The organism is Enterobacter sp. T2, assembly GCF_010692925.1.
Lineage (GTDB): Bacteria > Pseudomonadota > Gammaproteobacteria > Enterobacterales > Enterobacteriaceae > Enterobacter > Enterobacter kobei.
Map to the genome: position 1 here is coordinate 2,007,727 of NZ_CP048736.1, position 24,395 is coordinate 2,032,121.

Here is a 24,395-nt window from a genome sequence, read left to right on the forward strand (position 1 = left end):
AAGCATGTGAGCAATCCCGACAGTGTTATCAAGGAGAAAGTAATGACAACGGTACGCCATGAGAAAGACTCTATGGGCGCAATCGAGGTTCCGGCTGACAAGCTATGGGGCGCGCAAACCCAGCGTTCGCTGGAGCACTTCCGTATTTCGACCGAAAAAATGCCCGTCTCGCTGATTCAGGCGCTGGCACTCACCAAACGTGCAGCGGCAAAAGTAAACCAGGATTTAGGCCTGCTGGGCGCAGATAAAGCCACCGCCATCATTAATGCCGCCGACGAAGTGCTGGCTGGTAAACATCCCGACGAATTTCCCCTCGCCATCTGGCAAACCGGTTCCGGTACCCAAAGCAACATGAACATGAACGAAGTGCTGGCGAACCGGGCAAGTGAACTGCTGGGCGGCGTGCGCGGCATGGAGCGTAAGATCCACCCGAACGATGACGTTAACAAAAGCCAGAGTTCCAACGACGTCTTCCCGACGGCGATGCACGTAGCGGCGGTGATCGCGATCCGCGAGCAGCTTATTCCGCAGCTCAACGTGCTCAAAACCACGCTCAACGAGAAAGCGCAGGCCTTCCGCGACATCGTTAAAATTGGCCGTACTCACCTGCAGGACGCTACGCCACTGACGCTCGGTCAGGAGATTTCCGGCTGGGTGGCGATGCTGGAACATAACCTGAAGCATATCGAGAACAGTTTGCCCCATCTGGCGGAGCTGGCGCTCGGTGGCACGGCGGTCGGTACCGGGTTAAATACGCATCCTGAGTACGCGGTGCGTGTGGCGAAGGAGCTTGCAGCCATTACCGGCCAGCCATTCGTCACGGCGCCCAATAAATTCGAAGCGCTGGCGACCTGCGATGCGCTGGTTCACGCCCACGGCGCGCTGAAAGGTCTGGCGGCTTCGCTGATGAAAATTGCCAACGACGTCCGCTGGCTGGCCTCAGGGCCGCGCTGCGGTATCGGTGAAATCAGCATTCCGGAAAACGAGCCGGGCAGTTCTATCATGCCGGGTAAAGTCAACCCGACCCAGTGCGAAGCCATGACCATGCTCTGCTGCCAGGTGATGGGCAACGACGTGGCCGTTAACCTGGGCGGCGCGTCCGGCAACTTCGAGCTGAACGTCTATCGTCCGATGGTGATTCATAACGTGCTGCAATCTGTTCGTCTGCTGGCCGACGGGATGGAGAGCTTTAACGAGCATTGTGCGGTGGGCATAGAGCCAAACCGCGAGCGCATCAGCCAGCTGTTGAATGAGTCTCTGATGCTGGTCACCGCACTCAATACCCATATCGGCTACGACAAGGCCGCCGAGATCGCCAAAAAGGCGCATAAAGAGGGGCTAACGCTGAAAGCTGCCGCTCTGGCGCTGGGTTATCTAACGGAGGCGGAATTTGACGCCTGGGTTCGCCCGGAAGCGATGGTCGGCAGTCTGAAATAATCATCCCGCCACATACAGGTGCAGCCGCGGAATAATCAGCTGTAGCGGCTGCGCCTGAGGCCGATAACGGTGCTGAACATTTTCAGCGTCGTAATTCAGCAGCTCACCAATATCCGGCACGATGGCGCCCTGATCGGCATCATAAAGTGCAATCAGCGGCGTCGGGCAGGCATATTGTACCTGTTTTTGCTGACCGGAATACCAGACGCGAGCGATAGGCTGCACCTTTACCGGACGCTTAATTTTGAGGCGCGTATCCGCCGGTAACGAGGCGATGCTGTGATACTCCTGCTCCAGACGCTCAATCCACTGTTCACGCGACCACGGTGCAACGGTACGCGGTGCCTTAAGACTTTTTTCCAGCTGCGCCAGCACCTCATCCCGGGTGAAGTTTTTAATGATGTGCTTATTCGCCCAGCCGAAGCGCAGCGTGGCGGGGTGACGCAGTGCGGTCAGCGTGCGGTAGGCATTAAGGGTAATTAATCCCGGAAGCTGGCGGTGCACCCACTCAAACCGGGCGGCCGGAGCGAGGCCGGACTCTTCGGTCACTATCTTCTCAAACGTTGCTTTCAGGGCGTTGATATGCGCAATCTGGTTTTCCAGCGCCTCGCGCGTGGTGGCATCGGTTTGCAGGCAGATCACGCCCGGCAGGCGCACGGCCGCCTTGCTGCTGCGCTGTTCCGACTGCTGCTGAATAAAAAGGTGGCGGTAGTGCTTCAGGGCCAGCTCAAGCGCGGCGCTGCCGATATGCTGCTTCACCTCAATGGCGTCGAGCGGATCGTGCTCCGCGCCTTTGGCGATATCGGGCAGGGTAAAGACGCGCGCGGCCAGCAGGCGGCAGGTTTGTAAACGCGCGGTCAGCGTCAGCAATTCGTGTTCTATTTCGCGGAACGTGCTGTTCAGCCGTTCGATGAGATCGTAGGTTGCCATAAACACCCTCATTAGTTACAACATACTTATCATATAGCACAGCACGCCGGGTCAGGCCAGCGTGCGGTTAAGGTCAGACAGGGACGGGAAGGGCGATGTTATGGTACACCGGCCAGTTAAAGCAGAAGCGTGCGCCGCCGAGTTCGCTCTCCTCACAATGCACCGTGCCGCCCATGGCCTGCGCAATAGAGTAAACAATGGCCAGCCCCAGTCCGCACCCGCCGGTGGCGCGATCGCGGCTGGGATCGAGGCGGACAAACGGTTCAAATACGGTTTCTCGTGCTTCCGGGGCAATTCCCGGTCCATCGTCTTCAACTGTCAGGCTTGCCTGGTTACCCTGCAAATCCAGTCCAATCTGTAGCGTACTTTCGCTGTAGCGCATGGCGTTGTTCAGCAGGTTATCAAGCACGCGCTCCATCAGCCGCATATCGAGCGCGCCGTAATCGCCGGGCGTGACGCGCGTCAACAGCGTGCGTTGCGGGTTCACGCTCTGGACATCATCAATATGGGTTTGCAGCCAGGCGGGCAGATCTGGCGCACTGAGGTTCAGCTCGTTTTGTGGGCGGTCGAGGCGCGCGTAGGTTAGCAGCTCTTCAATCAGCGCTTCAAGCTGACCAATATCGCGGTTTAGCGCGAGTGACTCCGCTTCTGTCAGATTCTCGCTCATCTCCAGACGATAACGCAGGCGAACCAGTGGCGTGCGCAGCTCGTGGGCAATACCGTCGATTAGCTGTTTTTTACTGGCGATCAGGGCATTGATGTTATCGGCCATCTGGTTAAAGGCCACGCCCAGCCGTTCAAAGCTGGAACCGCTGTCGAAGTGAATGCGCTCGGTGAAATGCCCCTCGCCAAAACGCTGTGCGGCGGATTCCAGCTTCAGCATGTCCTGCCAGTGGGGACGCATCCAGATAAAGACCGGAAACGCGAGCGAAATGGCGATAAAGGCCATCAACGCCATGTCCAGCAGGCGCATCTGGTGAAGATAATAGAGATAAGGAACCGGCCCGACAGCCAGCACATAATGGCTGCGCGGAATACGCTGGATAAAGGTGTATTTCTCATCCAGCGCCACGATATCGCCATCGCGCAGGCGCTGCATTGCGGGCGGATCTAACTCGAAATCTTTTAATGGCTCGATGCGTAAATCAAATGACAGGTTCAGATCGAGTTCTTTGAGGGTGTTCGCCCAGTCGTGCGGCGGGATCTCTCTGAGTTCGCTCCGCATCAGATACAGCGAGCTTTTCATCAAATCGTCCAGCGACTGCCTGCCCGCACGTTCGGCGGTAAATTTATAGACCAGCCCGACCAGCATGGTCATGACCAGGAAGCAGACAAACAGTAAAAGATAAAACTGCACAAACAGCTTTTTCATTCCATCTCACCGGAAAAACGCGATAGGCAGAATATACATGAAAAACCTCACCTGTTTTCATGTCTGTGACGCCTCTTACATTGCGTGCGCACTTCTTTTGACCTTGGCGATGAGTTTTTCCGTGACGGCCAGGCCTTCCGCAATGTGCGTATCAATCACGTCCGTTCCGAAGTCCCTGATTAAGTCCAGGAGCATTTCGTAAGACTGAATCAGTTCCAGCAGGTCAAAGAGCGCTTTTAGGTCGGTACCTGAGGGGGAGGATTGCTTAAAGGTTAGCTGATTAACAATCCATTCAAGATTGGTTTTGATGGCTTCTACTTCATGGTAGCTATACATATTTCATAGGCTTAAATCCTCACTTCAAGATTTCATGGGAGGGAATGTGCGGAACAGGTGTAAGCAGGTAGCGGGGCCGGTGCGGCCTGAAGAAGAGACAATTGAACTTTAATTATGGATTAGATAGCGTGCTTAGCAAGTATTTGTTGCGCAAACGGGTAATTAAACGCGAGAAAGAGAAGGCATCGCGGTGTAATGCCTTCATTTCGAGCATGTTTGGTTAGCCGGTGAGCGTAATCAGGTTTCCCAGGCGTGCGGGGCAAACAGATAACCTTTGTTACGCACGGTTTTAATGCGGTAGGGCTCGGTGGCATTATCCTGCAACTTTTTGCGCAGGCGCGAAATCGCAACGTCGACGCTGCGGTCCATGCCGTCATAGCTCACGCCACGCAGGTTTTTCAGCAGCGCGTCACGGTCCATGATTTGCCCGGCATGCGTTGCCAGTTCCCACAGCAGGTCAAAGTCGGCGGTGGAGAGGGCGATAAGCTCGCCGGAAAGCAGCACCTGGCGGTTGATCGGATCGATAGACAGCGTACCAAAACGTATCGCTTTGTGCGGCGTCAGAGAGGGGGCGGGCGATTCGCGTTCGACACTCGCGTGCTGGCGCAAATGCAGGCGCAGGCGGGCAAGCAGAACGGCAGGCGGTGTGGTTTTCAGAATGTAATCGTTGGCCCCCATCTCCAGCGACAGGATATGGTTCATATCGCTGTCCAGAGAGGTGAGCAACACGATAGGGCCTTCCCAGCGGGCGCGCAGGTCGCGGCAGAGGGTCATGCCGTCTTTGCCTGGCAACATGATATCCAGCAACACCAGGTCCGGGTTTTCACGGACGACCACCTCTTCGGCCCGATCGCCGCGAGGCTCAACAATGACGTCCATATCATGTTTGCCCAGATAGGCGGCGATCAACTGCCCGACTTCGGGTTCGTCTTCAACATAAACAATCTTATTCATACAACGTCTGTTTTCGTGAAAAAAGCCAACATACACCGCGGAACCTTAACCTTCCATTAATCTTTCAAAATTAACGCCGCTTCCGTTATTCTGGCTCATATTGTTATTTGATTGTTATAGGAAAAAGTATGGGGCTGGTGATCAAAGCGGCGCTGGGAGCGCTGGTGGTGTTACTGATAGGCATTCTGGCAAAAACCAAAAACTACTATATTGCCGGGCTGATCCCGCTGTTCCCGACCTTTGCGCTTATTGCCCATTATATTGTGGCGTCTGAAAGGGGAACCGAGGCGCTACGCACCACCATTGTGTTTGGTATGTGGTCTATCATCCCCTATTTTCTCTACCTGCTTTCGTTATGGTATTTCACCGGTTTTCTACGGCTTCCCCTGGCGCTGGGCGGGGCAGTGGTTTGCTGGGGGCTCAGCGCCTGGGTGTTAATTTTCTTCTGGAGCCGCTTTCACTAGCGTAACGGGCGACCGCCGTCCACGGCAAAGGTTCTGCCGGTGACATAGCAACTGGTGAGCAGGTAATCCACAAGGTCGATCACCTCTTTCTCGCCTGGGGCTATTTTCATGAGCGACTTATTGAGCGCCTGCTGGCGATACTCCGCATCATCGTTTTCATTAAATAAAATCATCGCCGGAGCGATGGCATTCACCTTCACCTCAGGCGCGAGCTTGCGGGCGAACGAACGCGTCATGTTATCCAGCGCGGCTTTACTGGCCGCATAGGCGATGTGCTTGTCGCTGCCGCGTTCCACTACATAGTCGGTGAAGTGAATAATGTCCCCCGCAGCATGACCATGGCCACGCAGCAGATCCTGCAGGGCGTGGTTAAGCAGATAAGGGGCATTGACGTGGATCTGCAGCATCGCGGAGAGCGTTTCGCTGAGTGACGTGCCGGGTTTCTCGGCCCGCCAGGCGCTGGCGTTATGGATCACGGCGCGCAACCCCGTGGTGGTGGCTTTCACTTTCTCCGCAAAGGCCAGAATGCCCTCATCAGTGGAAAAATCGGCCTGAATACAGACGGCTCCGGCTTTGCGCAAACCCTCAATTGACGGGTATTCCGTACGGTAACTGACAATGACCGGATGGCGAAAGTTGAGAAAATGATGGGCGAGGGCGAGGCCGATACGGCGGCCTCCACCCGTGATCAGTATTGGGCGAAGCGGTGTATTTCCCATCGTATTCTCCTTTACAGTTCAACAATGGGAAAGACGAGGGCTATCCCATTAACATCCAGGTTGCCGGAACGGCAGCAACCAGTAACAGTCCGATTAAGGCCATCTCACGCCGTCTCAGCGCGTTCTCCAGCTGATGCGTGCGGCGGGCGTAGATAAACACCAGCAGACCCGGCGCATACAGCACTACCGACAGCAGCAGATGCATAGGCCCGGAAGCATACAACAACCACAGACCGTAAATACAGGCCCCGATACCCACGATATAATGCGCCGGACGCGTGGCGATTTTTAACAAATACGCGCCCACTAAGAAATAGGGTACCAGAATCATCTCTGAGGCGATGGTCAGCAGGGTGTTATAGTCTGAACCTGTGAGCCAGATCAGCACCAGACAGACCTGAACGCTAATATTGGTCAGCCAGAGAGACGCTGAAGGGGCATTATTTTGGTTTTGACGGGCAAACAGGCGTGGAAACGCTTTGTGCGTCGCGGCCAGGAACGGCACTTCAGCCGCCATGATGGTCCAGCTCAGGTACGCGCCGCAGACGGAGACGATCAATCCCGCGGCAATCACAACGTCACCCCACGGGCCAAGCATTTTCACCATCAGCCCGGCCATTGACGGGTTACGCATTTCGGCCAGTTCAGGACGCGCCACCACGCCCAGCGACAGCAGCGTGACCAGCAGATACACGCCCAGCGCCGCCAGGACGGCCAGCAGCGTGGCACGGCCCACATCACGTTTGTTGCGCGCGCGGGCAGAGACCACGACTGCCCCCTCAACGCCGATGAATACCCACAGGGTGATCAGCATCGTGTTTTTCACCTGCTCCCAGACCGGAACGCCCAGCGCAATGCCGCTGAAATCAAGCGTAAACACATCAAGACGAAATGCAATAAAGGCCAGTACGATAAACAGGCCGAGCGGCACCAGTTTCGCCAGCGTTGCCACCAGGTTGATGCTGGCGGCGGTCTGGACGCCGCGCAAAATCAGCCAGTGAACTACCCAGAGCAGCACCGAGGCACCGACAATTGACTGCCAGGTATTGCCGTCACCAAACAGACGCAGTTCAGGCGTATCGGTAAAGAAGCTGAGCGCTGAGAAAACGATCACCAGATAGGAGACGTTGGCGATCACCGCACACAGCCAGTAGCCCCAGGCGGAGCAGAAGCCGATCAGCTCGCCAAATCCTTCACGCGCATAGGTGAAAATACCGCCGTCCAGATCGGGGCGAATGCGGGTGAGCAGCAGCATGGCGAACGCCAGCAGCAATATCCCGACGCCGGTAATCCCCCAGCCGATGAGTAACGCGGCGGGGCTTGCGACGGCAGCCATGTTCTGCGGTAAACTGAATACGCCCGCACCCAGCATTGAGCTTAAAACGAGTGCAGTCAGAGCACTCAGGCCAAGTTTCTTTTCCATTGGCTTCCTGTTATGAAAAGTCCCAATCCAGAATAATTATTTCGCTGCGGCGCATAAAAATGGTGGATTACACTAAGGCGCGGGATTTTACGGAGTGTCACGAAAGCATGCAATGATGTGTGGCAGAAATTCGAAAAAAGTAACAAAAAAAGGCGGCATTGCGCCGCCTTTGGTCAATGATTTTGTTACTTGTACAGATCGGCGCTGATGGTCACGTTGTTACCACGTTCCTGCCACTGGCGGGTGATATGGTAATACTTCGCCCCTTTCTTCGCCGCACGCTTCGCGACCTGGTAAGAGACTTCCGTCATGTTGCCGTAGTTGCCGGTAAACTTGATGCTGTCGAACGGCACCATCTGTGCAGCAGTGGCTTTGTTCAGCTCTTCAATTTTGGTGCCGTCTGGCAGCGTCACGGAATAGCGGCCACCTTTCGTGGATTGCGTTTCAAAGAAACGGCCCACTTCTGCGCTTGGCGCGGCAGTCGTCGCTACGCCTGGAATTTCAACTTTCTTCGCTTCTTCGCCGCCTTTCGCTATCGCCGCGCGACCCGCTTCGGAGTCAGCAGGGATGGCATCCGGGCTCTGCAGAACGCGTTTCTTCGCATCTTCTTTATAGATGAATGCGGTAATACGCTGGTTGCCGCCCTGGTTAGCATCCACCTGGCGCACGATATAGAACGAGTAGGCCCCTTTCTCTTTCGCGGCTTTGGTGATGGCATCGTTCACTTCAGGCTGGCTGCGATAGAAGCCCTGAACGGTAACGGTGTCGTACGGTTCCAGCTCAATCGCCTGATCTTTTGGCAGCTCAACGATACCGTTAATCACACGGTTTTTCGGTGCGTCTGCTTTTGGCGCATTGTCTTTATACAGCGCAATGGTTACGCGCTGGTTGCCGCTGTTGCCATAATCAGACTGGTCAACAACGTAAAACGAGGCCGCCCCGTTTTTATCAGCGGCTTTTGATGCGGCGGCGACGGCATCGCCAATAGAATTATAACGACCCACAATGACCGTATGGTCAAAAGGTTTTAACGCTGCCGCTTGCTCTGGCGTTAACTCTGTTGCGGCATTCGCAGACAGGGCGGTCGCACAGAGAAGTGCGGACGCCAGGAGTGTGTTCTTAAGCTTCATAAAAATAATCCTTCGCCTTGCGCAAACCATGTACTGGTATTGTTGTTAATTTGAGACGGCCCCGATTATGGCATTTAAAACCCGTCGCTGTCTGCGCCATTTTTCACTGCCTGTGCTCACTGAATTAACGAATTCGATAACATTTAGTGATATGTTGAAAAAACAGGCGTTTGACAAGTAAAACTGATAAAGCATATGACTTTTACAAGTTAATTTAATGTTAATAACTTGTTCTCTTATGGCGCTATATCATGTTTTTACCGCTTCGCTTGCGCTATTTATCGGTTCTGGCGATGAATTTAAGGTAAATATCACTGTCAGTGACGCCGATCGCTTATTTTTCACAGATAAAGTAAGAAATAGTGTTTTCTGGCGGTAGATCACGGGCGCTATTTTCAGTAGGTTATAGACAGTTTGTTACTGTTTTATTTTCCGGGGTTAATCATCTCTCATCGCTATGAGAATGGCGAAAATTGATACAAACCGCGGGCATTTATCGACAAACCATCATCAAAAACCGATGGAAGGGAAAACTATGCGTATTGGGGTACCAAAAGAACGGTTAGCCAATGAAACCCGCGTAGCGGCAACACCGAAAACGGTGGAGCAACTGCTTAAGCTGGGTTTTACCGTCGCGGTTGAAAGCGGCGCAGGCAAACTGGCGAGTTTCGATGACGAGGCCTTTATCCAGGCGGGTGCGGAAGTGGTGGACGGTGCTGAAGTCTGGCAGTCGCCGGTTATTCTGAAGGTTAACGCACCGGAAGAGAGTGAGATTGCGCTGCTGAATCCGGGCACCACGCTGGTGAGCTTCATCTGGCCTGCGCAAAATCCAGCGCTTATGGAGAAGCTGGCTGCACGTGGCGTGACCGTGATGGCGATGGACTCCGTGCCGCGCATTTCGCGCGCGCAGTCGCTGGATGCCTTAAGCTCCATGGCTAACATTGCGGGTTATCGCGCGATTGTGGAAGCGGCTCACGAATTTGGACGCTTCTTTACCGGTCAGATCACCGCGGCGGGGAAAGTCCCTCCGGCAAAAGTCATGGTGATTGGTGCGGGTGTCGCAGGGCTTGCCGCAATCGGTGCGGCAAACAGCCTCGGCGCTATCGTGCGCGCATTTGATACCCGTCCGGAGGTGAAGGAACAGGTCCAGAGTATGGGTGCCGAATTCCTTGAGCTGGACTTCAAGGAAGAAGCGGGCAGCGGTGACGGTTACGCGAAAGTCATGTCCGAAGCCTTTATCAAAGCCGAAATGGAACTCTTCGCCGCTCAGGCGAAAGATGTCGACATTATTGTGACCACCGCGCTGATTCCGGGTAAACCTGCGCCGAAGCTTATCACCCGTGAGATGGTGGATTCCATGAAGCCGGGCAGCGTGATTGTCGACCTGGCGGCGCAAAACGGCGGTAACTGTGAGTACACCGTTGCTAATCAGGTGACGACCACCGCCAACGGCGTGAAGGTGATCGGCTATACCGATCTGCCAGGCCGCCTGCCAACGCAGTCGTCTCAGCTGTACGGCACCAACCTGGTTAACCTGCTGAAGCTGCTGTGCAAAGAGAAAGACGGAAACGTCACCGTTGATTTCGACGATGTCGTGGTGCGCGGTGTTACCGTTGTCCGTGATGGTGAAATCACCTGGCCGGCACCGCCGATTCAGGTTTCTGCTCAGCCTCAGGCCGCGCCGAAAGCGGCGCCAGAGCCAGAAGAACCCGCTAAACCGGCGTCTCCATGGCGTAAATACGCCATCATGGCGCTGGTCATTATCCTGTTCGGCTGGCTGGCTGACGTCGCGCCGAAAGAGTTCCTCGGCCACTTTACCGTCTTCGCGCTCTCCTGCGTGGTCGGTTACTACGTGGTGTGGAACGTCTCCCACGCGTTGCACACGCCGCTGATGTCGGTAACCAACGCCATCTCCGGGATTATCGTGGTCGGGGCGTTACTGCAGATTGGTCACGGCGGCTGGATCAGCTTCCTGAGCTTTATTGCGGTGCTGATCGCCAGTATCAATATTTTCGGTGGTTTCACCGTGACTCAGCGCATGCTGAAAATGTTTCGTAAAGGCTAAGGGGTAGCATATGTCTGGAGGATTAGTCACAGCCGCATACATTGTTGCTGCAATCCTGTTTATTTTCAGTCTGGCGGGGCTTTCCAAACACGAAACGTCTCAGCAGGGGAATAACTTTGGTATCGCCGGGATGGCGATTGCGCTGATCGCCACCATCTTCGGGCCGGACACCGGCAACGTGGCGTGGATCCTGGTGGCGATGATCATCGGCGGCGCGATCGGTATTCGCCTGGCGAAACGCGTTGAAATGACCGAGATGCCGGAGCTGGTTGCTATTCTGCACAGCTTTGTGGGTCTGGCGGCCGTACTGGTGGGCTTCAACAGCTACCTGTATCACGAACCGGGTCTGGAACCGATTCTGGTCAACATTCACCTGACCGAAGTGTTCCTCGGCATCTTTATTGGTGCGGTGACCTTCACCGGCTCAATTGTGGCGTTCGGCAAACTGCGCGGTAAGATTTCGTCTAAACCGCTGATGCTGCCAAACCGTCACAAGCTGAACCTGGCGGCGCTGGTGGTATCGTTTGTGCTGATGGTCATCTTCGTGCGTACCGAAAGCGTGGGCCTGCAGGTGCTGGCATTACTGGTGATGACCCTCATCGCGCTGGCATTTGGCTGGCACCTGGTGGCGTCTATCGGTGGTGCGGATATGCCGGTGGTGGTCTCCATGCTGAACTCCTACTCCGGTTGGGCGGCGGCGGCGGCAGGCTTTATGCTGAGCAACGACCTGCTGATCGTCACCGGTGCGCTGGTGGGTTCATCTGGTGCGATCCTGTCTTACATCATGTGTAAGGCGATGAACCGTTCGTTTATCAGCGTTATCGCCGGGGGATTTGGTTCTGACGGCTCCTCTACCGGTTCTGATGAAGAAGTGGGTGAGCACCGTGAGATCAGCGCGGAAGATACCGCAGAGATGCTGAAAAACTCGCACTCGGTCATTATCACCCCGGGCTATGGCATGGCGGTGGCGCAGGCGCAGTATCCGGTCGCAGAAATTACTGAGAAGCTGCGCGCGCGTGGGATCAAGGTTCGCTTTGGTATTCACCCGGTGGCGGGACGTCTGCCAGGCCACATGAACGTGCTGCTGGCGGAAGCGAAAGTGCCTTACGACATCGTGCTGGAGATGGACGAGATCAACGATGATTTCGCCGATACCGACACCGTGCTGGTCATTGGCGCTAACGACACCGTTAACCCGGCGGCGCAGGACGATCCGCGCAGCCCAATCGCGGGTATGCCGGTTCTGGAAGTATGGAAGGCGCAGAACGTGATTGTCTTCAAACGCTCCATGAACACCGGCTATGCTGGCGTGCAGAACCCGCTGTTCTTCAAAGAGAACACCCACATGCTGTTTGGCGACGCCAAAGCCAGCGTGGATGCGATTCTGAAAGCACTGTAATTTCGCTTCACCCTGACAAACCGCTCTTCGGGGCGGTTTTCTTATTTCTGCGGTCAGCTTTTCTCCTCTGTCTATACTTTACCCTTTGTGTAAGACGAGGAGGTGTAATGCAATTTCTGTCCCGCTTCGACATCATCGCGTTGATGATGACGCCGACATTTTGGGTAGGCGTCGCCACGGTTGTCTTTGTCACGCTGCTGGTGTACTGGCTGCTGACGCGCCTGATCGCGTTCGTTAAGAAAGGGATCACCACCTGGGGCGACAAACACCCGACCACCAACCGGATGCGTTTTATCCTGAGCGATATGCTTAACAGAACGAGTCGGATCCTGCTTTTTGTCGTAGCACTTCTGTTCAGCCTGCGTTTTGTTGACTTACCCGATCATCTTTTTGGCACGGTCAGCCATGCCTGGTTCCTGGTTTTCGCGATTCAGGTGGCACTGTGGATGGATCAGGGCGTTGTGTCGTGGCTACGTCACGTCATGCTGGCACCGGGAAGTCATAAAAACCCGGTTACGCTGGTGATCACGGGGCTTATTCTCCGTGCCATTGTCTGGTCAGTGATGCTGCTGTCTATTCTTGCTAACGCGGGCGTCAACATCACTGCTCTGGTTGCCAGCCTTGGGGTGGGGGGGATTGCCATCGCTCTCGCCGTACAAACGATCCTGAGCGACGTGTTTGCCTCCCTGTCCATTGGTTTTGATAAGCCGTTTGAAATTGGTGATTTTGTGGTGTTCAACGACGTGGCGGGGACGGTAGAGCACATTGGCCTTAAAACGACCCGCATACGCAGCCTGAGCGGGGAGCAGATCGTCTGCGGCAACGCCATTTTGCTCCAGCAAACGCTCCACAACTACAAACGTATGCAGACACGTCGTATCGTCTTTACCTTTGGCGTGGCCAGCGACACGGCGCCTGATAAGCTGCGCTACGTGGGGGATATGGTCAGGCAAATCATCACCGATGTGGGTGAGACAAAATTCGATCGTGCCCATTTTCTCGGATTTGACCGCGACCGTCTGACGTTTGAAGTCGTTCATATCGTCAATACCGCGGATTACAACAAATACATGGATATCCAGCAGGAGATCAATATCCGTATTCTTGAAGGGCTGAATGCTCAGGAGATTAAGCTGGCACTGCCGAGCATGGTATTGCACGCGCCGTGGATGCAGGATGAGCCGGGTGAACAGCCGAAGCCGGTGATGGAGAGCTGAAAAAAAAGCCCGCCGGAGCGGCGGGCTGACAGGGTTATATTAATCGTCTTCCGGATCGTCCAGCTCAATCGGCGTCTGGAACTCATCTGGCTTAATGACCAGCAGGTCACAGCGTAGATGGTCGATCACCTGTTCGGCGGTATTGCCGAGGAACGCGGCAGAAATACCGGTCCGGCCAATGGTCCCCAGGACCACAATCCCGGCCTGCAAATGTTCTGCTAAATCCGGGATCACCTCTTCAGGCAGCCCTTTCTCTACGTGCGTCATGTTCTCATCAATGCTGAACTTCTGGCGCAGCGCTTTCATGGCCAGCAAATGCTGGCCGCGAATGGCGTCGTTATAGACGCTGGGGTCAAATTCAGGCAACTCAATGGCGATATTGATTGGGGTGACTGGATAGGCGCCCACCAGATGCACTTCAGTGTGATTGACCTGGTCAGCGAGCTGGATGGTTTCCTTCACCAGCTTCTCGTTGAGTGAATTATGATAATCCTCTTCGCTGGCGAGGTTTACTGCCACCACGGCTTTCCCGCCCTCCGGCCACGGCTGGTCTTTCACCATCCAGACCGGGCAAGGGCATTTACGCAGCAAGTGCCAGTCGGTTGGGGTGAAGATCACGGATTCCAGCTTGTCGTGCTGGTGCGCCATCTTCAGCAGCAGGTCGTGTCCACCGGCAACGACTTCCTGGATAATGGCTTCAAAAGGTCGGTTATGCCAGACCACTTTAATATCAATAGGAACCCCCGCTTCAAGGTAATACTTCGCCTGTTCACGGATCCACGCGGTACGCTGACTGATGACGCCCTGACGCATAGCGGTGCGCTCGTCAGGCGACAGAAGGGTGGTCATCTCATACGAGAAGTCATAGATCGGCAAAAACGCTTTGATTTTGCCGCCAATCCGTTGATGTAGATACACAGCACGTCGTAATGCCGGCTGATCGTCCTGATTAGGATCGATAGCTACCAGCATGTTTTGATACTTGGCCATACAGGTCTCCTTACTACTGTCACCACAGTCTGTAAGTAAAAGAGTAACCTATATATCCTGAATGAAACAGAGGAGAGCTTTTGTCAGATCAATAATTCATGAAAATTTATCAGAGGAAAAGCACCGTGGTTGTCACCGCGATAAACGCAATAAACAGCAGCACCATCACCGCTATTGCAAACGTTGTGGAGTCCTGCACGTAGGTTTTTTCCTCCCCCTTCATTGGGCCGACAAGCATGATCCAGATGAAGATAAAGGTCACTGAGGCAATCACGACTGAAACGAAAAACAAACTTTCTCTCAATTCATAACCTCAACGACAACCTTTCAGGCGCTGTGTGGGGATGTGCTACGGTGAAGACGGCTTAAAGCGGAAGTGATTATACCAGACTAATAAATCATGTGAATTTATCAGTCTGGTGATCAACATGCGGAGAGTTATGCCACGTTGCGGGCATGACCGGCAAGCACGGCCAGTGCTTCACCGTTTTCGATAGTGATGTATTTACCCTTAACGGCCAGCATCCCGCTTTTCTGGAAACGACCCAGCAGACGGCTGATGGTTTCCACGGTCAGGCCCAGGTAGTTACCGATATCACCACGGGTCATGGTCAGACGGAATTCGCGCGGCGAGAAACCCCGTTCGGCGAAGCGGCGGGAGAGGTTGTAGATAAACGCGGCCAGGCGCTCTTCTGCATTCTTTTTAGAAAGCAGCAGAATCATGTCCTGATCGCCTTTGATCTCACCGCTCATCAGACGCATCATCTGCTGACGCAGGTTAGGCATCTTACCGGACAGGTCGTCCAGCGTTTCAAACGGGATTTCGCAAACCATAGAGGTTTCAAGCGCCTGAGCAAAGCTCGGGTGATGGCCTGTGCCGATGGCATCAAAGCCCACCAGGTCACCCGCCAGATGGAAGCCGGTGATCTGCTCATCACCCTGTTCGGTGATGGTATAGCTCTTGATGGTGCCAGAGCGGATAGCATAGAGCGATTTCAGTTCGTCTCCGGCTTTAAACAGCGTCTGCCCTTTCTGAATAGGCTTTTTGCGCTCGATGATATTATCAAGCTGATCGAGTTCATGCTCATTCAGGGTAAACGGGATACAGAGCTGGCTGATGCTGCAATCCTGGCAATGGATAGCACAACCGCCAGACTGAATGCGTCGTATAATTCGCTTTTCCGGGATCATAGGTTTGCTCAAGCCTTAATTGATATTGGTCAATTTTAACATCTTTTTGGTAAGTACGTAAGCCTGACAAACCATCAATAAGGACAAGAGACGGCAATGTGTCGCCATCTTCTTGAAATTCCACAGCTTGATTATGGATTTTTAGCCTAACCGGTAGAAAATTAAGCACAAAAAGCCTGGGATCTACAGCAGAAGATATCCTTCGTGACGCAGCAACCACTCCTTGCGCTGCACGCCACCGGCATAGCCGGTCAGGGTACCGTTGCGTCCGATGACGCGATGGCAGGGAACGACAATACTAACGGGATTAGAGCCATTGGCGGCCCCCACCGCACGCGCGGCGCCTGCGCGGCCCAGCTGCTCCGCGAGCTGGCCGTAATGCATGACCTGCCCGCAGGGAATGGCCCGCAGCGCCTGCCACACTTCACGCTGGAAAGGGGTGCCAGCCGTGGCGGTGGGGAGTGTATCGATGATGCTGAGATCGCCCTCGAAGTACGCCGCAAGCTTATCGCTCAGCCCACCCGGATTGGTGGCGCGGATACGTTCAAAACCTTGCGCCCGATAATGAATGTTCAGCAGCTCTTCCATGCGGTCGCTGTGCTCTTCCCATTCAACGGCGCGCAGACAAGACTGCTCGTCCGCGATCACCCACAGCGGCCCAAGCGGCGTCGCAATTTTATCTTCGAGTAATCTCAGCATCCTCATTCCTTTAGCTCAGCCTCGGGTAGATCCCCGGCCCAATCGGCAGGCCGACAAGATACCATGCCACCAGCATCACCAGCCATACCCCTAAAAAGATAAGCGGGTAGGGCAAAACCAGCGAATAGTAGGTACCCAGTTTTGCCTCGGGTTTATAGCGCTGCAGAAAGCCTAAAAACAGCGGGACAAACGGCGAAACCGGTGCAAGCGGGATCACTGACGAATCGGCGATGCGGAACAGGATCTGCGCAAACGCCGGATGGAAGCCCAGCATCATAAACATCGGCACGAAGATGGGGGCCAGAATCGACCAGATGGCGGAGCCGCTGGCGATGAACATGCACAGCAGGGACGACAATAGCGCCAGGCCGACAAACGCCGGTACGCCGCTTAATCCGGCAGCTTCCAGCGCGTCGGTCAGGCCCACGGCCATAAACTTGCCCATGTTGCTCCAGTTAAACATCGCCACAAACTGCGCCAGCGGGAACACCATGACGATAAAACCCGCCATCTCTTTCATCGGTTCGATCATCAGCTGCGGCAGATCGCCCTGACGGCGAATTTTGCCGGTGGCGATACCATAAGCGAGCGAAATGACAAAGAAGAAGAGAATGATCAGCGGCACAATACCCTGTATAAACGGCGAGGGCAGGACAGTATGTTTAACCGGATCGCGCAGAATACCGTTTTCCGGCACCACCATCAGCGCGACCATGGCGATGAATACCAGCGAGACAATACCGGCCACGCGCAGGCCGAATTTCTGCTCTTTGCTCAGCGTCTCCAGCGTTTCATCGCTACGGCCTTCCCATTTGCCCAGACGCGGCTCGATGATCTTGTCGGTAATCAGCCCGCCGACAATCGTCAGAACAATCACTGAGCTGGCCATAAAGTACCAGTTGTCGATTACGCTGACGTGCATTGCTGCGTCAATGGTTTTCGCCGCCTCCGTGCTGATGCCCGAGAGCAATACGTCAGTGGTGACAATCAGCAGGTTGGCGGTAAATCCGCAGCCGACACCCGCAATTGCCGACAGCAGGCCCGCCACCGGGTGCCGCCCGACGGCGAGGAAGATCAACGCCCCCATTGGCGGCATGATCACCAGCGCGGCGTCGGAGGAGATATGGCTGAAGAAGGCGATAAACAGTACCATATAGCTGGCGTAACGTGCGCTGACGTGGGATGCCATCTTTACCATCAATGCAGGCAGCAAACCCACGCGCTCTGCCAGCCCGGCCCCTAATACCAGTGCCAGAATGGCGCCCAGCGGGGCGAAGCCGCTGAAGTTTTTGATGACGTTAGGTAAAAACCAGTGCAGCCCGTCAACGCTGAGCAGGTTTTTCACCGCCACCAGGCTGCCATCGGCCGGACTTCGCACGCTCACGTCAAAGGCGGAGAGCACGGCGGTGGCAACCATCAAAATGACAATCAGATAGATAAACAGCAGGAAAGGGTGTGGCACTTTATTGCCGATCCTTTCAACCCAGCCATAGAGCTTACCGGATGGGGAATGCGAAGGTATGGATGACATACTCATGGGCGTTCCTCGGGAGTGTTGTGTTGTTGTGTTGTGTTTTTTTATTTTAAAGGTGACGGTGTCACGCCCTGTGGGATCGGACACACGTACGGTTTTTCTTGTATTTGTTGTTCGAACTCTTCACGACATTTTTTTAGCAGGGCTGCATCCTGCAGCAGATTCAGTGCCGTGGCGCCCATGACTTTCCCGGCCAGCAGCATGCCTTTGTGAGCAATGGAGGTTCGCCCCTGTGCCACCAGTTGCCAGGTATGCAGCGGCGTTCCCACGGTAAAGCAGGGACTGAAGCACTGGGCGACCGGCATTTTCCAGCTGACGTCACCCACATCCGTTGAACCCGCCAGCACGTTATCGGTAATGGCATAGGGCGCAATCTCATCCACCAGGAGTGTCTCCTGATGACGGCGGGCAAAGGCTTTACCGGCGTCTCCGCCCGTGGCGGCTATATTTTTGAGGCTGTTCTGCAGGTCGTTGGGCGTGAGCGTAGCGCGGATCTCACGGGCAAAATCGCACTCTTCAGCAGTCCACGCCGGCGTGCCGTAGTGTTGTAACGCCCGATACATTGCCGCCTCAAGCGTGCGGTTTGGCAGGTAGCTGGAGCAGGCTTTATCAAAGCGACACTCCACGGTGGTTTCGGTCATCATTGCCGCGCCCTGGGCGATTTTCTCAATGCGTTCGTAGATCTGCTGCGCATCGGCCATCTCCGGGGCGCGGATCAGGTACAGCACTTCGGCCTGGGCCTGCACCACGTTGGGCGAAATCCCGCCGGTATCGGTGATGGCGTAATGGACACGCGCTTTCTCAATGATGTGTTCATTAAGGAAGTTGGTGCCGGTCGTCATCAGCGTCACGGCATCCAGCGCGCTGCGCCCCAGATGAGGGGAGTTGGCCGCATGCGCCGCCACGCCGTGAAAACGCCAGGCGGCCTGAATATTGGCCAGGGTGCTGACGTTAAACATGCCGGCAAAGGCTTCCGGGTGCCAGGTGACGGCGGCATCGACGTCATCAAACAGTCCTTCCCGCACCATAAAGGTTTTGCCGGAGCCGCCTTCTTCCCCGGGGCAGCCGTAAAAACGCACCGTTCCGCTACCGCCATGCTGTTCAAGCCAGCTTTTTAACGCCACCGCACCGGCCAGCGCCGCGGTGCCCAGGAGGTTATGCCCGCAGCCGTGACCTTTCGCTCCCGGCGTGGCGGATTGCGCGGTTGCACAATGCGCCTGCTGGCTTAGCCCGGCCAGCGCATCGTATTCACCGAGCAGGGCGATAACCGGTTTTCCACTGCCGTAGCTCGCAATAAAAGCGTTTGGAATACCGCCCGCCTCGCGAGTCAACGTAAAGCCTTCGGCTTCCAGCGCCCCAGCGAGTCGTTCGGCGGACCAAAATTCTTCAAAGCGGGTTTCAGGGTGATCCCAGATGGCATCGGCTATATCGGTTAGCGTTTGACATCGCGTATCGATGGCATCGGCAATAAAAGCGTAGTTCTCCTGCATTACACACCTCGCGTCCACGGAAAATTGAGCGCAGTCCGCGCCAGCGTTTCGATGGCGATAGCCATAACCTGTTCATCGAAGTCGAATTTTTCGTTGTGATGGCCAGCGCTCAAATCCGTGCCGAATACCATATACGACGCCATGCCGCCGTTTTGCTGCACGCGGGCCATCATCAGCGTGGCGTCTTCGGAGCCGGCGGGGGCTTTGACCTTATCGATAGCGCGATCAATGCCGGAAACCTGGCTCGCCTGTTCGCGCAGATAATCAACCCAGGCCGGTGTGGGCGCGCTGGAGGTGGCGGCCCCCATCAGACGCATCTCCGCCTTCACGCCGTAGAGTGCGGCCGCCCCGGTAATGACGGCCTGCGCGCGTTCAAAGACATACTGATTTATGGCTTCGCTTTCCCCGCGGGTTTCAACTTTGATGAGCGCATTCGCGGGCACCACGTTGCGGCCGCTTCCGGCCTGCATGACCCCGACGTTGACGCGGGAAGCCCCTTCACTGTGCGGTGCGATGCTGTGTAAGGCGAGAGCGGCCTGCGCGGCGGCGAGCAGGGCGTTTCGCCCATCCTCCGGTTTTCCGCCTGCGTGTGCGGCAACGCCCGTAAAATTCACGTCGAACTTGGTGGTCGCCATAAAGTTATCGCTGCCGCAGATCGCCGTTCCGGCAGGCACGCCGGTACCGATATGGATGGCAGTAAAATAGTCCACGCCATCCAGAGCCCCGGCGGCAACCATAGCGCGTGCGCCGCGCGTCCCTTCTTCGGCAGGCTGAAAGATGAGCCTGATGGTGCCGTTGAGCTGCGCTTCATTCTGCTTAAGCACCTGCGCCAGTCCCAGACCAATGGTGGTATGGCCGTCATGCGCGCAGGCGTGCATCATTCCCGGGTTGCAGGAGGCAAAACCGTCGCGGAACGGGCGATGGCTGTTGTCCTGCGCTTCGCTTAAATCAAGGGCATCCATGTCTACGCGAAACGCCAGGGTTGGCCCCGGGCGGTCGGTCTTAAGGGTCGCCACAATGCCGGTAAATCCGCCTTCAAACGGTGCCAGCCATTTTTCGGGGGCGCCTTGCGCACGCGCTCGGGCAAATTCTCGCGCCAGCGTTGCGTCATCGGGCAATCCCATTCGGCTTTCGGCATCCACCACATCACGGCCCATCGCCAGTTCGTACCCCAGCGAATCAAGAATTTCAGCGACTTTCGCTGCAGTTCTAAACTCTACCCAGCCGGATTCCGCAAAATGGTGAAAATCGCGACGCCACGCGCTCAGCTGCGGCGTTAATGTCTGGATGTACTGCGCCAGTGTGTCCATATCTCTTCCCGTCATCATTAAAAAATGTGAACTGCTTCACGCTGTGATAGTTTTTACTTATCACTAACCGATTTTTCACAGTTTTAACCGTTCAGGAATTACCCTCGCACATCCCTTTCCATTAAAGTAGATGACAGTTTCTTTACTCTGATAAACAACGGTTATCGGTCGGGCTATGACATTTCAGATTAAATTTCATCAAATCCGGGCGTTTGTTGAAGTCGCGCGTCAGGGCAGTATTCGCGGTGCCAGCAGGACGCTGAATCTTTCGCAGCCAGCGCTGACCAAATCGATCAAAGAGCTGGAAGAGGGTATGGCGGCACAGCTTTTTGTGCGCCGGAGTAAAGGTGTTGCCTTGACCGAGTGTGGCGAGGGCTTCTACCAGCGCGCCAGACTGATTCTGGAAGAGTTGCGTGCGGCGCAGGATGATATTCGCCAGCGGCAGGGGGAACTGGCCGGGCAGATCAATATCGGGATGGGCGCCAGCGTTTCACGCAGCCTGATGCCCACCGTTATTACGCGCTTTCATGCACAACACCCCCAGGTCAAGGTGCGGATTATGGAGGGGCAGCTGGTGTCGATGATCAATGAATTACGCCAGGGTGAGCTGGATTTCACCATTAACACCTATTATCAGGGGCCTTACGACCATGAATTTACGTTCGAAAAGTTGTTTGAAAAACCGTTTGCGGTATTTTGCCGGGAAGGGCATCCGGCGACAGGGGCAACATCCATTAATGAACTTTTGCATTATAACTGGACAATGCCGACGCCGCGGGGAAGCTATTATAAGCAATTAGAAGATCTATTTCGCCACCGCTCGCAAATACCGCGAATTGGGGTGGTGTGTGAAACATTTTCGTCCTGTATAAGCCTGGTTGCGCAAAGTGATTTTTTAAGTATCCTGCCGCAGGAGTTGGGCTCTGACCCGCTTCTGGCGCACCGTCTCGTCATTCTGCCGGTTGTCGAATCGCTTCCAAAAGCCGCGTATTATTTAATTCAGCGACGTGATTCACGTCAGACACCTCTTGCTGAATCCTTAATTACGCAATTCAGAAGGGAAGCGAGAAAAATAGACGCAGCGGAAAATTGAAAATAAAAAAAACAGAGTCTGCCCGACATCAGACAGACCCTACAGTACACACAGCAGTACGTCCTTTTGCCAGTCCTGAGTATTATTTCCATGGGGCAGGTTTATTTAGTTATAACACCTTTTCCGAAAAAAGACAGGTTGACGAGTGATTGATTTCACGAATTTTTAACGTAAATCACTTATTTTACCTTCACTGAAGTTTTAGTTAAGTCTGGTTTAAGTGCGTATCACCCTTATTATATATTCGCCGGGTAAATATATATGCCGTGAGTGGGCCGCTGACGGTTATTGAGACACATGTCTGGCACAGGTATAGTACCTCCCTCAGAAGTAGCCGGAGGATCCCCATGAACCCTGACGACAAATCACTTTTTCTTGACGCCATGGAGGATGTCCAGCCCATGAAGCGCTGCTCGGATATCCACTGGCAGCCGATGAGAAACGCACGGGCGCGGCAGGAGATGGATACTGAACAGCTGGACAACTTTCTGACGCTGGGGTTTCTGGAACTCCTGCCCCTTGAAGAACCGCTGGCGTTCCAGCGCGAAGGGGTACAGCAGGGCGTTATAGAGAAGCTGCGTTCGGGGAAATACGACCGACAGGCCAGCTTAAACCTGTTGCGTCAGCCCGCCGAACGCTGCCGACAGATGCTGTATTCCTTTATCAGTCAGGCCCGTCGTGACGGATTACGTAACCTGATCATCATTCATGGGAAAGGGCGCGAACAGAATTCGCATCCCAATGTGGTGCGCAGCTATCTGGCACGCTGGTTAACTGAGTTCGAGGAAGTGCAGGCTTTCTGCGTGGCGCTGCCGCATCACGGCGGCAGCGGGGCATGTTACGTTTCACTGCGGAAATCCGATGAAGCGAAACAGGAGAACTGGGAACGGCACGCCAAGCGCAGCCGTTAAGGCGGTTTTCGCGGGCGAGGCGATCGCCCGCCTGTGACTCAGAAGGTTTCCCAGTGACTGTCAGGCGTGGCGTTAGCCGTTGCCGGACGCAGTAGCTGCGGCGTTTTCACATTTGCCGGACGTGAGGCGACCGCGTGTTCTTTTCCGTTCAGACGAAACGCGGCCACAGCCTGACGCAGCTGTTCGGACTGATCTTCCAGTGCCGCCGCCGCCGTCGCGGACTGCTGCACCAGCGCGGCGTTTTGCTGCGTCACGCTGTCCATTTGCGAAACGGCCAGGCTCACCTGTTCAATACCGCGGCTCTGCTCATCGGAGGCCGACGAAATCTCACCCATGATATCGGTTACGCGGGTCACGGCGGCGACAATCTCCTTCATGGTCGCGCCCGCTTCGCTAACCTGCTCAGAACCGGTATTCACCCGGCTGACGGAGTTCTCGATAAGCCCTTTGATCTCTTTCGCCGCCTGTGCACTGCGGCTCGCCAGCGTACGGACTTCGCCTGCGACGACCGCAAAACCACGCCCCTGTTCCCCGGCGCGTGCGGCTTCTACCGCGGCGTTAAGTGCCAGAATATTGGTCTGGAACGCGATGCTGTCAATCACGCCAGTAATGTGGGCAATCTGCTGGGAACTGTCGGCAATTTCGGTCATGGTGCGAACCACGTTATCCACGACGTGGCCACCACGTGCTGCGGTTTCAGAGGCATTCTTCGCCAGTAACGTAGCCTGACGGGCGTTATCGGAGTTCTGTTTAACCGTCGCGGTCAGCTCTTCCATGCTGGCGGCCGTCTCTTCGAGCGAGGCGGCCTGCTCTTCGGTGCGAGCGGAAAGATCGTTGCTGCCTGCGGCAATTTCACCTGCGCCGGTGTAGATGGAGTCGGTACTGCCGCGCACGGCGCTGACGGTAGTCACCAGAGATTGTTGCATCTCATGCAGGCCTGCGGCCAGTTGACCCATTTCATTGCGGCCAGAGAGCGCGATATTCTGCGTCAGGTCGCCCCCCGCAATGGCGCGAATATGGTTCATAATGGTGTTGAGTGGTTTTAACAGCAGGTGTTGTAACCCCTGCCAGATGACCACCAGCACGGCGATAACGGCCAGGAAAATGACTGCCAGCGTCCACTGCATTTGCGTAAAGCTGCTTTGGTTCTCTTCGGTTGCCGCTTTCAGCAGCGTGTTGTTTTCGGCGCGCCAGCGGTTGTAGACCGCTTCCATATCATCCTGAGCCTGCTGAGCATCCAGATCGCCATAGGCCTGGTAGTTGTCGGCGCGAAGATACTGAATCGACAAACGCATGACCTCATGCATTTGATTCCAGGATTTTTGCATCTCGTCAGTTAACGCCGCATTCTGGCCGTTAACCTGCGGCAGTTTCTGCCACGCTTTGTTATAGGTTTCTGCTTTAGCCAGCGAGTCACTTGCGGTATCAAGCAGTTTGTTGATCGCGGCAAGGGAAGCCGGATCGCGCTGGTTTTTCAGGTAGCGGATCGCCACGCGGGTCACGGTGACGCGCGTTTTTACCAGCGTGTTTACGCTGTCGCTCAGATTTTCCTGCTGGGCATTGAGCACGCCGGAGTTCTGGAAGTTATGGCGATCGTTGCTGACGGCGGAGTAGAACAACCCTCCCGTGACAACTTGCAGCAGACAGAATATGGTGAGGGCAAAGATAATACCGGTAATCACGTGCAGATTTTTCAGCATAGCGGTCGTCCGTTAGAGAAGAGGCAGAGGT

The 24,395-nt window shown here is 55.2% G+C and carries 22 protein-coding genes; 7 read left to right on the forward strand and 15 right to left on the reverse strand.

Features of this window, described 5'->3' with window-relative positions; genetic code table 11:
- The first annotated feature begins 42 nt into the window (after positions 1-42).
- The gene (gene fumC / locus G0034_RS09575) at positions 43-1,437 is read left to right on the forward strand and encodes a class II fumarate hydratase (RefSeq protein WP_045269492.1); all 1,395 of its coding nucleotides are present in this window, start codon (positions 43-45) and stop codon (positions 1,435-1,437) included.
- Here the strand turns inward: fumC and tus are convergent, their stop codons facing one another.
- The 4 genes from tus to rstA form a co-directional block, all read right to left on the reverse strand.
- Positions 1,438-2,367 (reverse strand): DNA replication terminus site-binding protein, encoded by a 930-nt coding sequence (gene tus, locus G0034_RS09580; RefSeq protein ID WP_023330261.1) that lies wholly within the window; start codon positions 2,365-2,367, stop codon positions 1,438-1,440.
- Positions 2,368-2,440: 73 nt separating this feature from the next.
- Positions 2,441-3,739, reverse strand: a complete 1,299-nt coding sequence (rstB, locus tag G0034_RS09585) for a two-component system sensor histidine kinase RstB (RefSeq protein WP_014883593.1) — start codon at positions 3,737-3,739, stop codon at positions 2,441-2,443.
- Positions 3,740-3,814: 75 nt separating this feature from the next.
- Positions 3,815-4,075 carry a hypothetical protein gene (locus G0034_RS09590; protein ID WP_014883594.1) on the reverse strand — a complete coding sequence of 87 codons (261 nt, stop codon included), beginning with the start codon at positions 4,073-4,075 and terminating at the stop codon, positions 3,815-3,817.
- Between the two features lie 237 nt (positions 4,076-4,312).
- Positions 4,313-5,029 (reverse strand): two-component system response regulator RstA, encoded by a 717-nt coding sequence (gene rstA / locus G0034_RS09595; protein ID WP_045269494.1) that lies wholly within the window; start codon positions 5,027-5,029, stop codon positions 4,313-4,315.
- A gap of 128 nt (positions 5,030-5,157) precedes the next feature.
- On the opposite strand from rstA, the gene G0034_RS09600 reads away from it, so the two are divergent.
- Positions 5,158-5,493 carry a GlpM family protein gene (locus G0034_RS09600; protein WP_014883596.1) on the forward strand — a complete coding sequence of 112 codons (336 nt, stop codon included), beginning with the start codon at positions 5,158-5,160 and terminating at the stop codon, positions 5,491-5,493.
- On the opposite strand, the gene folM is transcribed toward G0034_RS09600, so the two are convergent.
- The 3 genes from folM to ydgH form a co-directional block, all read right to left on the reverse strand.
- Positions 5,490-6,212 carry a dihydromonapterin reductase gene (gene folM / locus G0034_RS09605; protein ID WP_179120756.1) on the reverse strand — a complete coding sequence of 241 codons (723 nt, stop codon included), beginning with the start codon at positions 6,210-6,212 and terminating at the stop codon, positions 5,490-5,492. The two genes, G0034_RS09600 and folM, sit on opposite strands and share 4 nt — an antisense overlap.
- Before the next feature lie 40 nt (positions 6,213-6,252).
- Positions 6,253-7,635 (reverse strand): amino acid permease, encoded by a 1,383-nt coding sequence (locus G0034_RS09610; RefSeq protein WP_023330267.1) that lies wholly within the window; start codon positions 7,633-7,635, stop codon positions 6,253-6,255.
- 185 nt (positions 7,636-7,820) lie between these two features.
- A complete protein-coding gene (ydgH, locus tag G0034_RS09615) occupies positions 7,821-8,765 on the reverse strand; it encodes a DUF1471 family protein YdgH (RefSeq protein ID WP_014883599.1) in 945 nt (314 codons plus the stop codon).
- A gap of 535 nt (positions 8,766-9,300) precedes the next feature.
- Between ydgH and pntA the strand changes: the two genes are divergently transcribed.
- The 3 genes from pntA (at position 9,301) to G0034_RS09630 (ending at position 13,446) form a co-directional block, all read left to right on the forward strand.
- A complete protein-coding gene (pntA, locus tag G0034_RS09620) occupies positions 9,301-10,830 on the forward strand; it encodes a Re/Si-specific NAD(P)(+) transhydrogenase subunit alpha (RefSeq protein WP_179120757.1) in 1,530 nt (509 codons plus the stop codon).
- Positions 10,831-10,840: 10 nt separating this feature from the next.
- A complete protein-coding gene (pntB, locus tag G0034_RS09625; RefSeq protein ID WP_023330269.1) occupies positions 10,841-12,229 on the forward strand; it encodes a Re/Si-specific NAD(P)(+) transhydrogenase subunit beta in 1,389 nt (462 codons plus the stop codon).
- A gap of 107 nt (positions 12,230-12,336) precedes the next feature.
- Entirely contained in the window at positions 12,337-13,446 is a 1,110-nt protein-coding gene (locus G0034_RS09630) for a mechanosensitive ion channel family protein (RefSeq protein WP_023337201.1), read from the forward strand.
- A 39-nt stretch (positions 13,447-13,485) separates the two neighbouring features.
- Here G0034_RS09630 and uspE read toward each other — a convergent pair whose 3' ends face one another.
- From uspE to G0034_RS09665, 7 genes are all read right to left on the reverse strand, one after another.
- Positions 13,486-14,436, reverse strand: coding sequence for a universal stress protein UspE (uspE, locus tag G0034_RS09635; protein ID WP_014883603.1), 951 nt, complete (start codon positions 14,434-14,436; stop codon positions 13,486-13,488).
- A 109-nt stretch (positions 14,437-14,545) separates the two neighbouring features.
- Complete coding sequence (locus tag G0034_RS09640) at positions 14,546-14,728, reverse strand: hypothetical protein (protein WP_014883604.1); 183 nt, start codon at positions 14,726-14,728, stop codon at positions 14,546-14,548.
- 146 nt (positions 14,729-14,874) lie between these two features.
- A complete protein-coding gene (gene fnr, locus G0034_RS09645) occupies positions 14,875-15,627 on the reverse strand; it encodes a fumarate/nitrate reduction transcriptional regulator Fnr (RefSeq protein ID WP_006174991.1) in 753 nt (250 codons plus the stop codon).
- A gap of 183 nt (positions 15,628-15,810) precedes the next feature.
- Positions 15,811-16,326 carry a methylated-DNA--[protein]-cysteine S-methyltransferase gene (ogt, locus tag G0034_RS09650; protein ID WP_014883605.1) on the reverse strand — a complete coding sequence of 172 codons (516 nt, stop codon included), beginning with the start codon at positions 16,324-16,326 and terminating at the stop codon, positions 15,811-15,813.
- Positions 16,327-16,336: 10 nt separating this feature from the next.
- Positions 16,337-17,863, reverse strand: coding sequence for a p-aminobenzoyl-glutamate transporter (gene abgT / locus G0034_RS09655; protein WP_179120758.1), 1,527 nt, complete (start codon positions 17,861-17,863; stop codon positions 16,337-16,339).
- 41 nt (positions 17,864-17,904) lie between these two features.
- Positions 17,905-19,350 carry a M20 family metallopeptidase gene (locus tag G0034_RS09660; protein WP_179120759.1) on the reverse strand — a complete coding sequence of 482 codons (1,446 nt, stop codon included), beginning with the start codon at positions 19,348-19,350 and terminating at the stop codon, positions 17,905-17,907.
- Positions 19,350-20,660: a M20 family metallo-hydrolase gene (locus G0034_RS09665; protein ID WP_179120760.1), complete on the reverse strand. Its 1,311-nt coding sequence runs from the start codon at positions 20,658-20,660 to the stop codon at positions 19,350-19,352. Before G0034_RS09665 ends, G0034_RS09660 begins: the two co-directional genes overlap by 1 nt.
- Positions 20,661-20,835: 175 nt before the next feature.
- Between G0034_RS09665 and G0034_RS09670 the strand changes: the two genes are divergently transcribed.
- Together G0034_RS09670 and smrA are read left to right on the forward strand one after the other, a co-directional pair.
- The gene (locus G0034_RS09670) at positions 20,836-21,753 is read left to right on the forward strand and encodes a LysR family transcriptional regulator (RefSeq protein WP_179120761.1); all 918 of its coding nucleotides are present in this window, start codon (positions 20,836-20,838) and stop codon (positions 21,751-21,753) included.
- A gap of 347 nt (positions 21,754-22,100) precedes the next feature.
- Positions 22,101-22,664 carry a DNA endonuclease SmrA gene (smrA, locus tag G0034_RS09675; protein ID WP_014883610.1) on the forward strand — a complete coding sequence of 188 codons (564 nt, stop codon included), beginning with the start codon at positions 22,101-22,103 and terminating at the stop codon, positions 22,662-22,664.
- A gap of 38 nt (positions 22,665-22,702) precedes the next feature.
- On the opposite strand, the gene tcp is transcribed toward smrA, so the two are convergent.
- Positions 22,703-24,364, reverse strand: coding sequence for a methyl-accepting chemotaxis citrate transducer (tcp, locus tag G0034_RS09680; RefSeq protein WP_014883611.1), 1,662 nt, complete (start codon positions 24,362-24,364; stop codon positions 22,703-22,705).
- Between the last annotated feature and the right edge of the window lie 31 nt (positions 24,365-24,395).

Bases quoted from the DNA above. Each gene is read 5' to 3' on its own strand.
- G0034_RS09665 (WP_179120760.1), bottom strand. From the start codon at position 20,660: ATGGACACACTGGCGCAGTACATCCAGACATTAACGCCGCAGCTGAGC.
- fumC (WP_045269492.1), top strand. From the start codon at position 43: ATGACAACGGTACGCCATGAGAAAGACTCTATGGGCGCAATCGAGGTT.
- smrA (WP_014883610.1), top strand. From the start codon at position 22,101: ATGAACCCTGACGACAAATCACTTTTTCTTGACGCCATGGAGGATGTC.
- G0034_RS09590 (WP_014883594.1), bottom strand. From the start codon at position 4,075: ATGTATAGCTACCATGAAGTAGAAGCCATCAAAACCAATCTTGAATGG.
- ogt (WP_014883605.1), bottom strand. From the start codon at position 16,326: ATGCTGAGATTACTCGAAGATAAAATTGCGACGCCGCTTGGGCCGCTG.
- G0034_RS09670 (WP_179120761.1), top strand. From the start codon at position 20,836: ATGACATTTCAGATTAAATTTCATCAAATCCGGGCGTTTGTTGAAGTC.
- pntA (WP_179120757.1), top strand. From the start codon at position 9,301: ATGCGTATTGGGGTACCAAAAGAACGGTTAGCCAATGAAACCCGCGTA.
- rstB (WP_014883593.1), bottom strand. From the start codon at position 3,739: ATGAAAAAGCTGTTTGTGCAGTTTTATCTTTTACTGTTTGTCTGCTTC.
- G0034_RS09660 (WP_179120759.1), bottom strand. From the start codon at position 19,350: ATGCAGGAGAACTACGCTTTTATTGCCGATGCCATCGATACGCGATGT.
- abgT (WP_179120758.1), bottom strand. From the start codon at position 17,863: ATGAGTATGTCATCCATACCTTCGCATTCCCCATCCGGTAAGCTCTAT.
- folM (WP_179120756.1), bottom strand. From the start codon at position 6,212: ATGGGAAATACACCGCTTCGCCCAATACTGATCACGGGTGGAGGCCGC.
- uspE (WP_014883603.1), bottom strand. From the start codon at position 14,436: ATGGCCAAGTATCAAAACATGCTGGTAGCTATCGATCCTAATCAGGAC.
- G0034_RS09630 (WP_023337201.1), top strand. From the start codon at position 12,337: ATGCAATTTCTGTCCCGCTTCGACATCATCGCGTTGATGATGACGCCG.
- tus (WP_023330261.1), bottom strand. From the start codon at position 2,367: ATGGCAACCTACGATCTCATCGAACGGCTGAACAGCACGTTCCGCGAA.
- ydgH (WP_014883599.1), bottom strand. From the start codon at position 8,765: ATGAAGCTTAAGAACACACTCCTGGCGTCCGCACTTCTCTGTGCGACC.
- tcp (WP_014883611.1), bottom strand. From the start codon at position 24,364: ATGCTGAAAAATCTGCACGTGATTACCGGTATTATCTTTGCCCTCACC.
- fnr (WP_006174991.1), bottom strand. From the start codon at position 15,627: ATGATCCCGGAAAAGCGAATTATACGACGCATTCAGTCTGGCGGTTGT.
- rstA (WP_045269494.1), bottom strand. From the start codon at position 5,029: ATGAATAAGATTGTTTATGTTGAAGACGAACCCGAAGTCGGGCAGTTG.
- G0034_RS09610 (WP_023330267.1), bottom strand. From the start codon at position 7,635: ATGGAAAAGAAACTTGGCCTGAGTGCTCTGACTGCACTCGTTTTAAGC.
- pntB (WP_023330269.1), top strand. From the start codon at position 10,841: ATGTCTGGAGGATTAGTCACAGCCGCATACATTGTTGCTGCAATCCTG.
- G0034_RS09600 (WP_014883596.1), top strand. From the start codon at position 5,158: ATGGGGCTGGTGATCAAAGCGGCGCTGGGAGCGCTGGTGGTGTTACTG.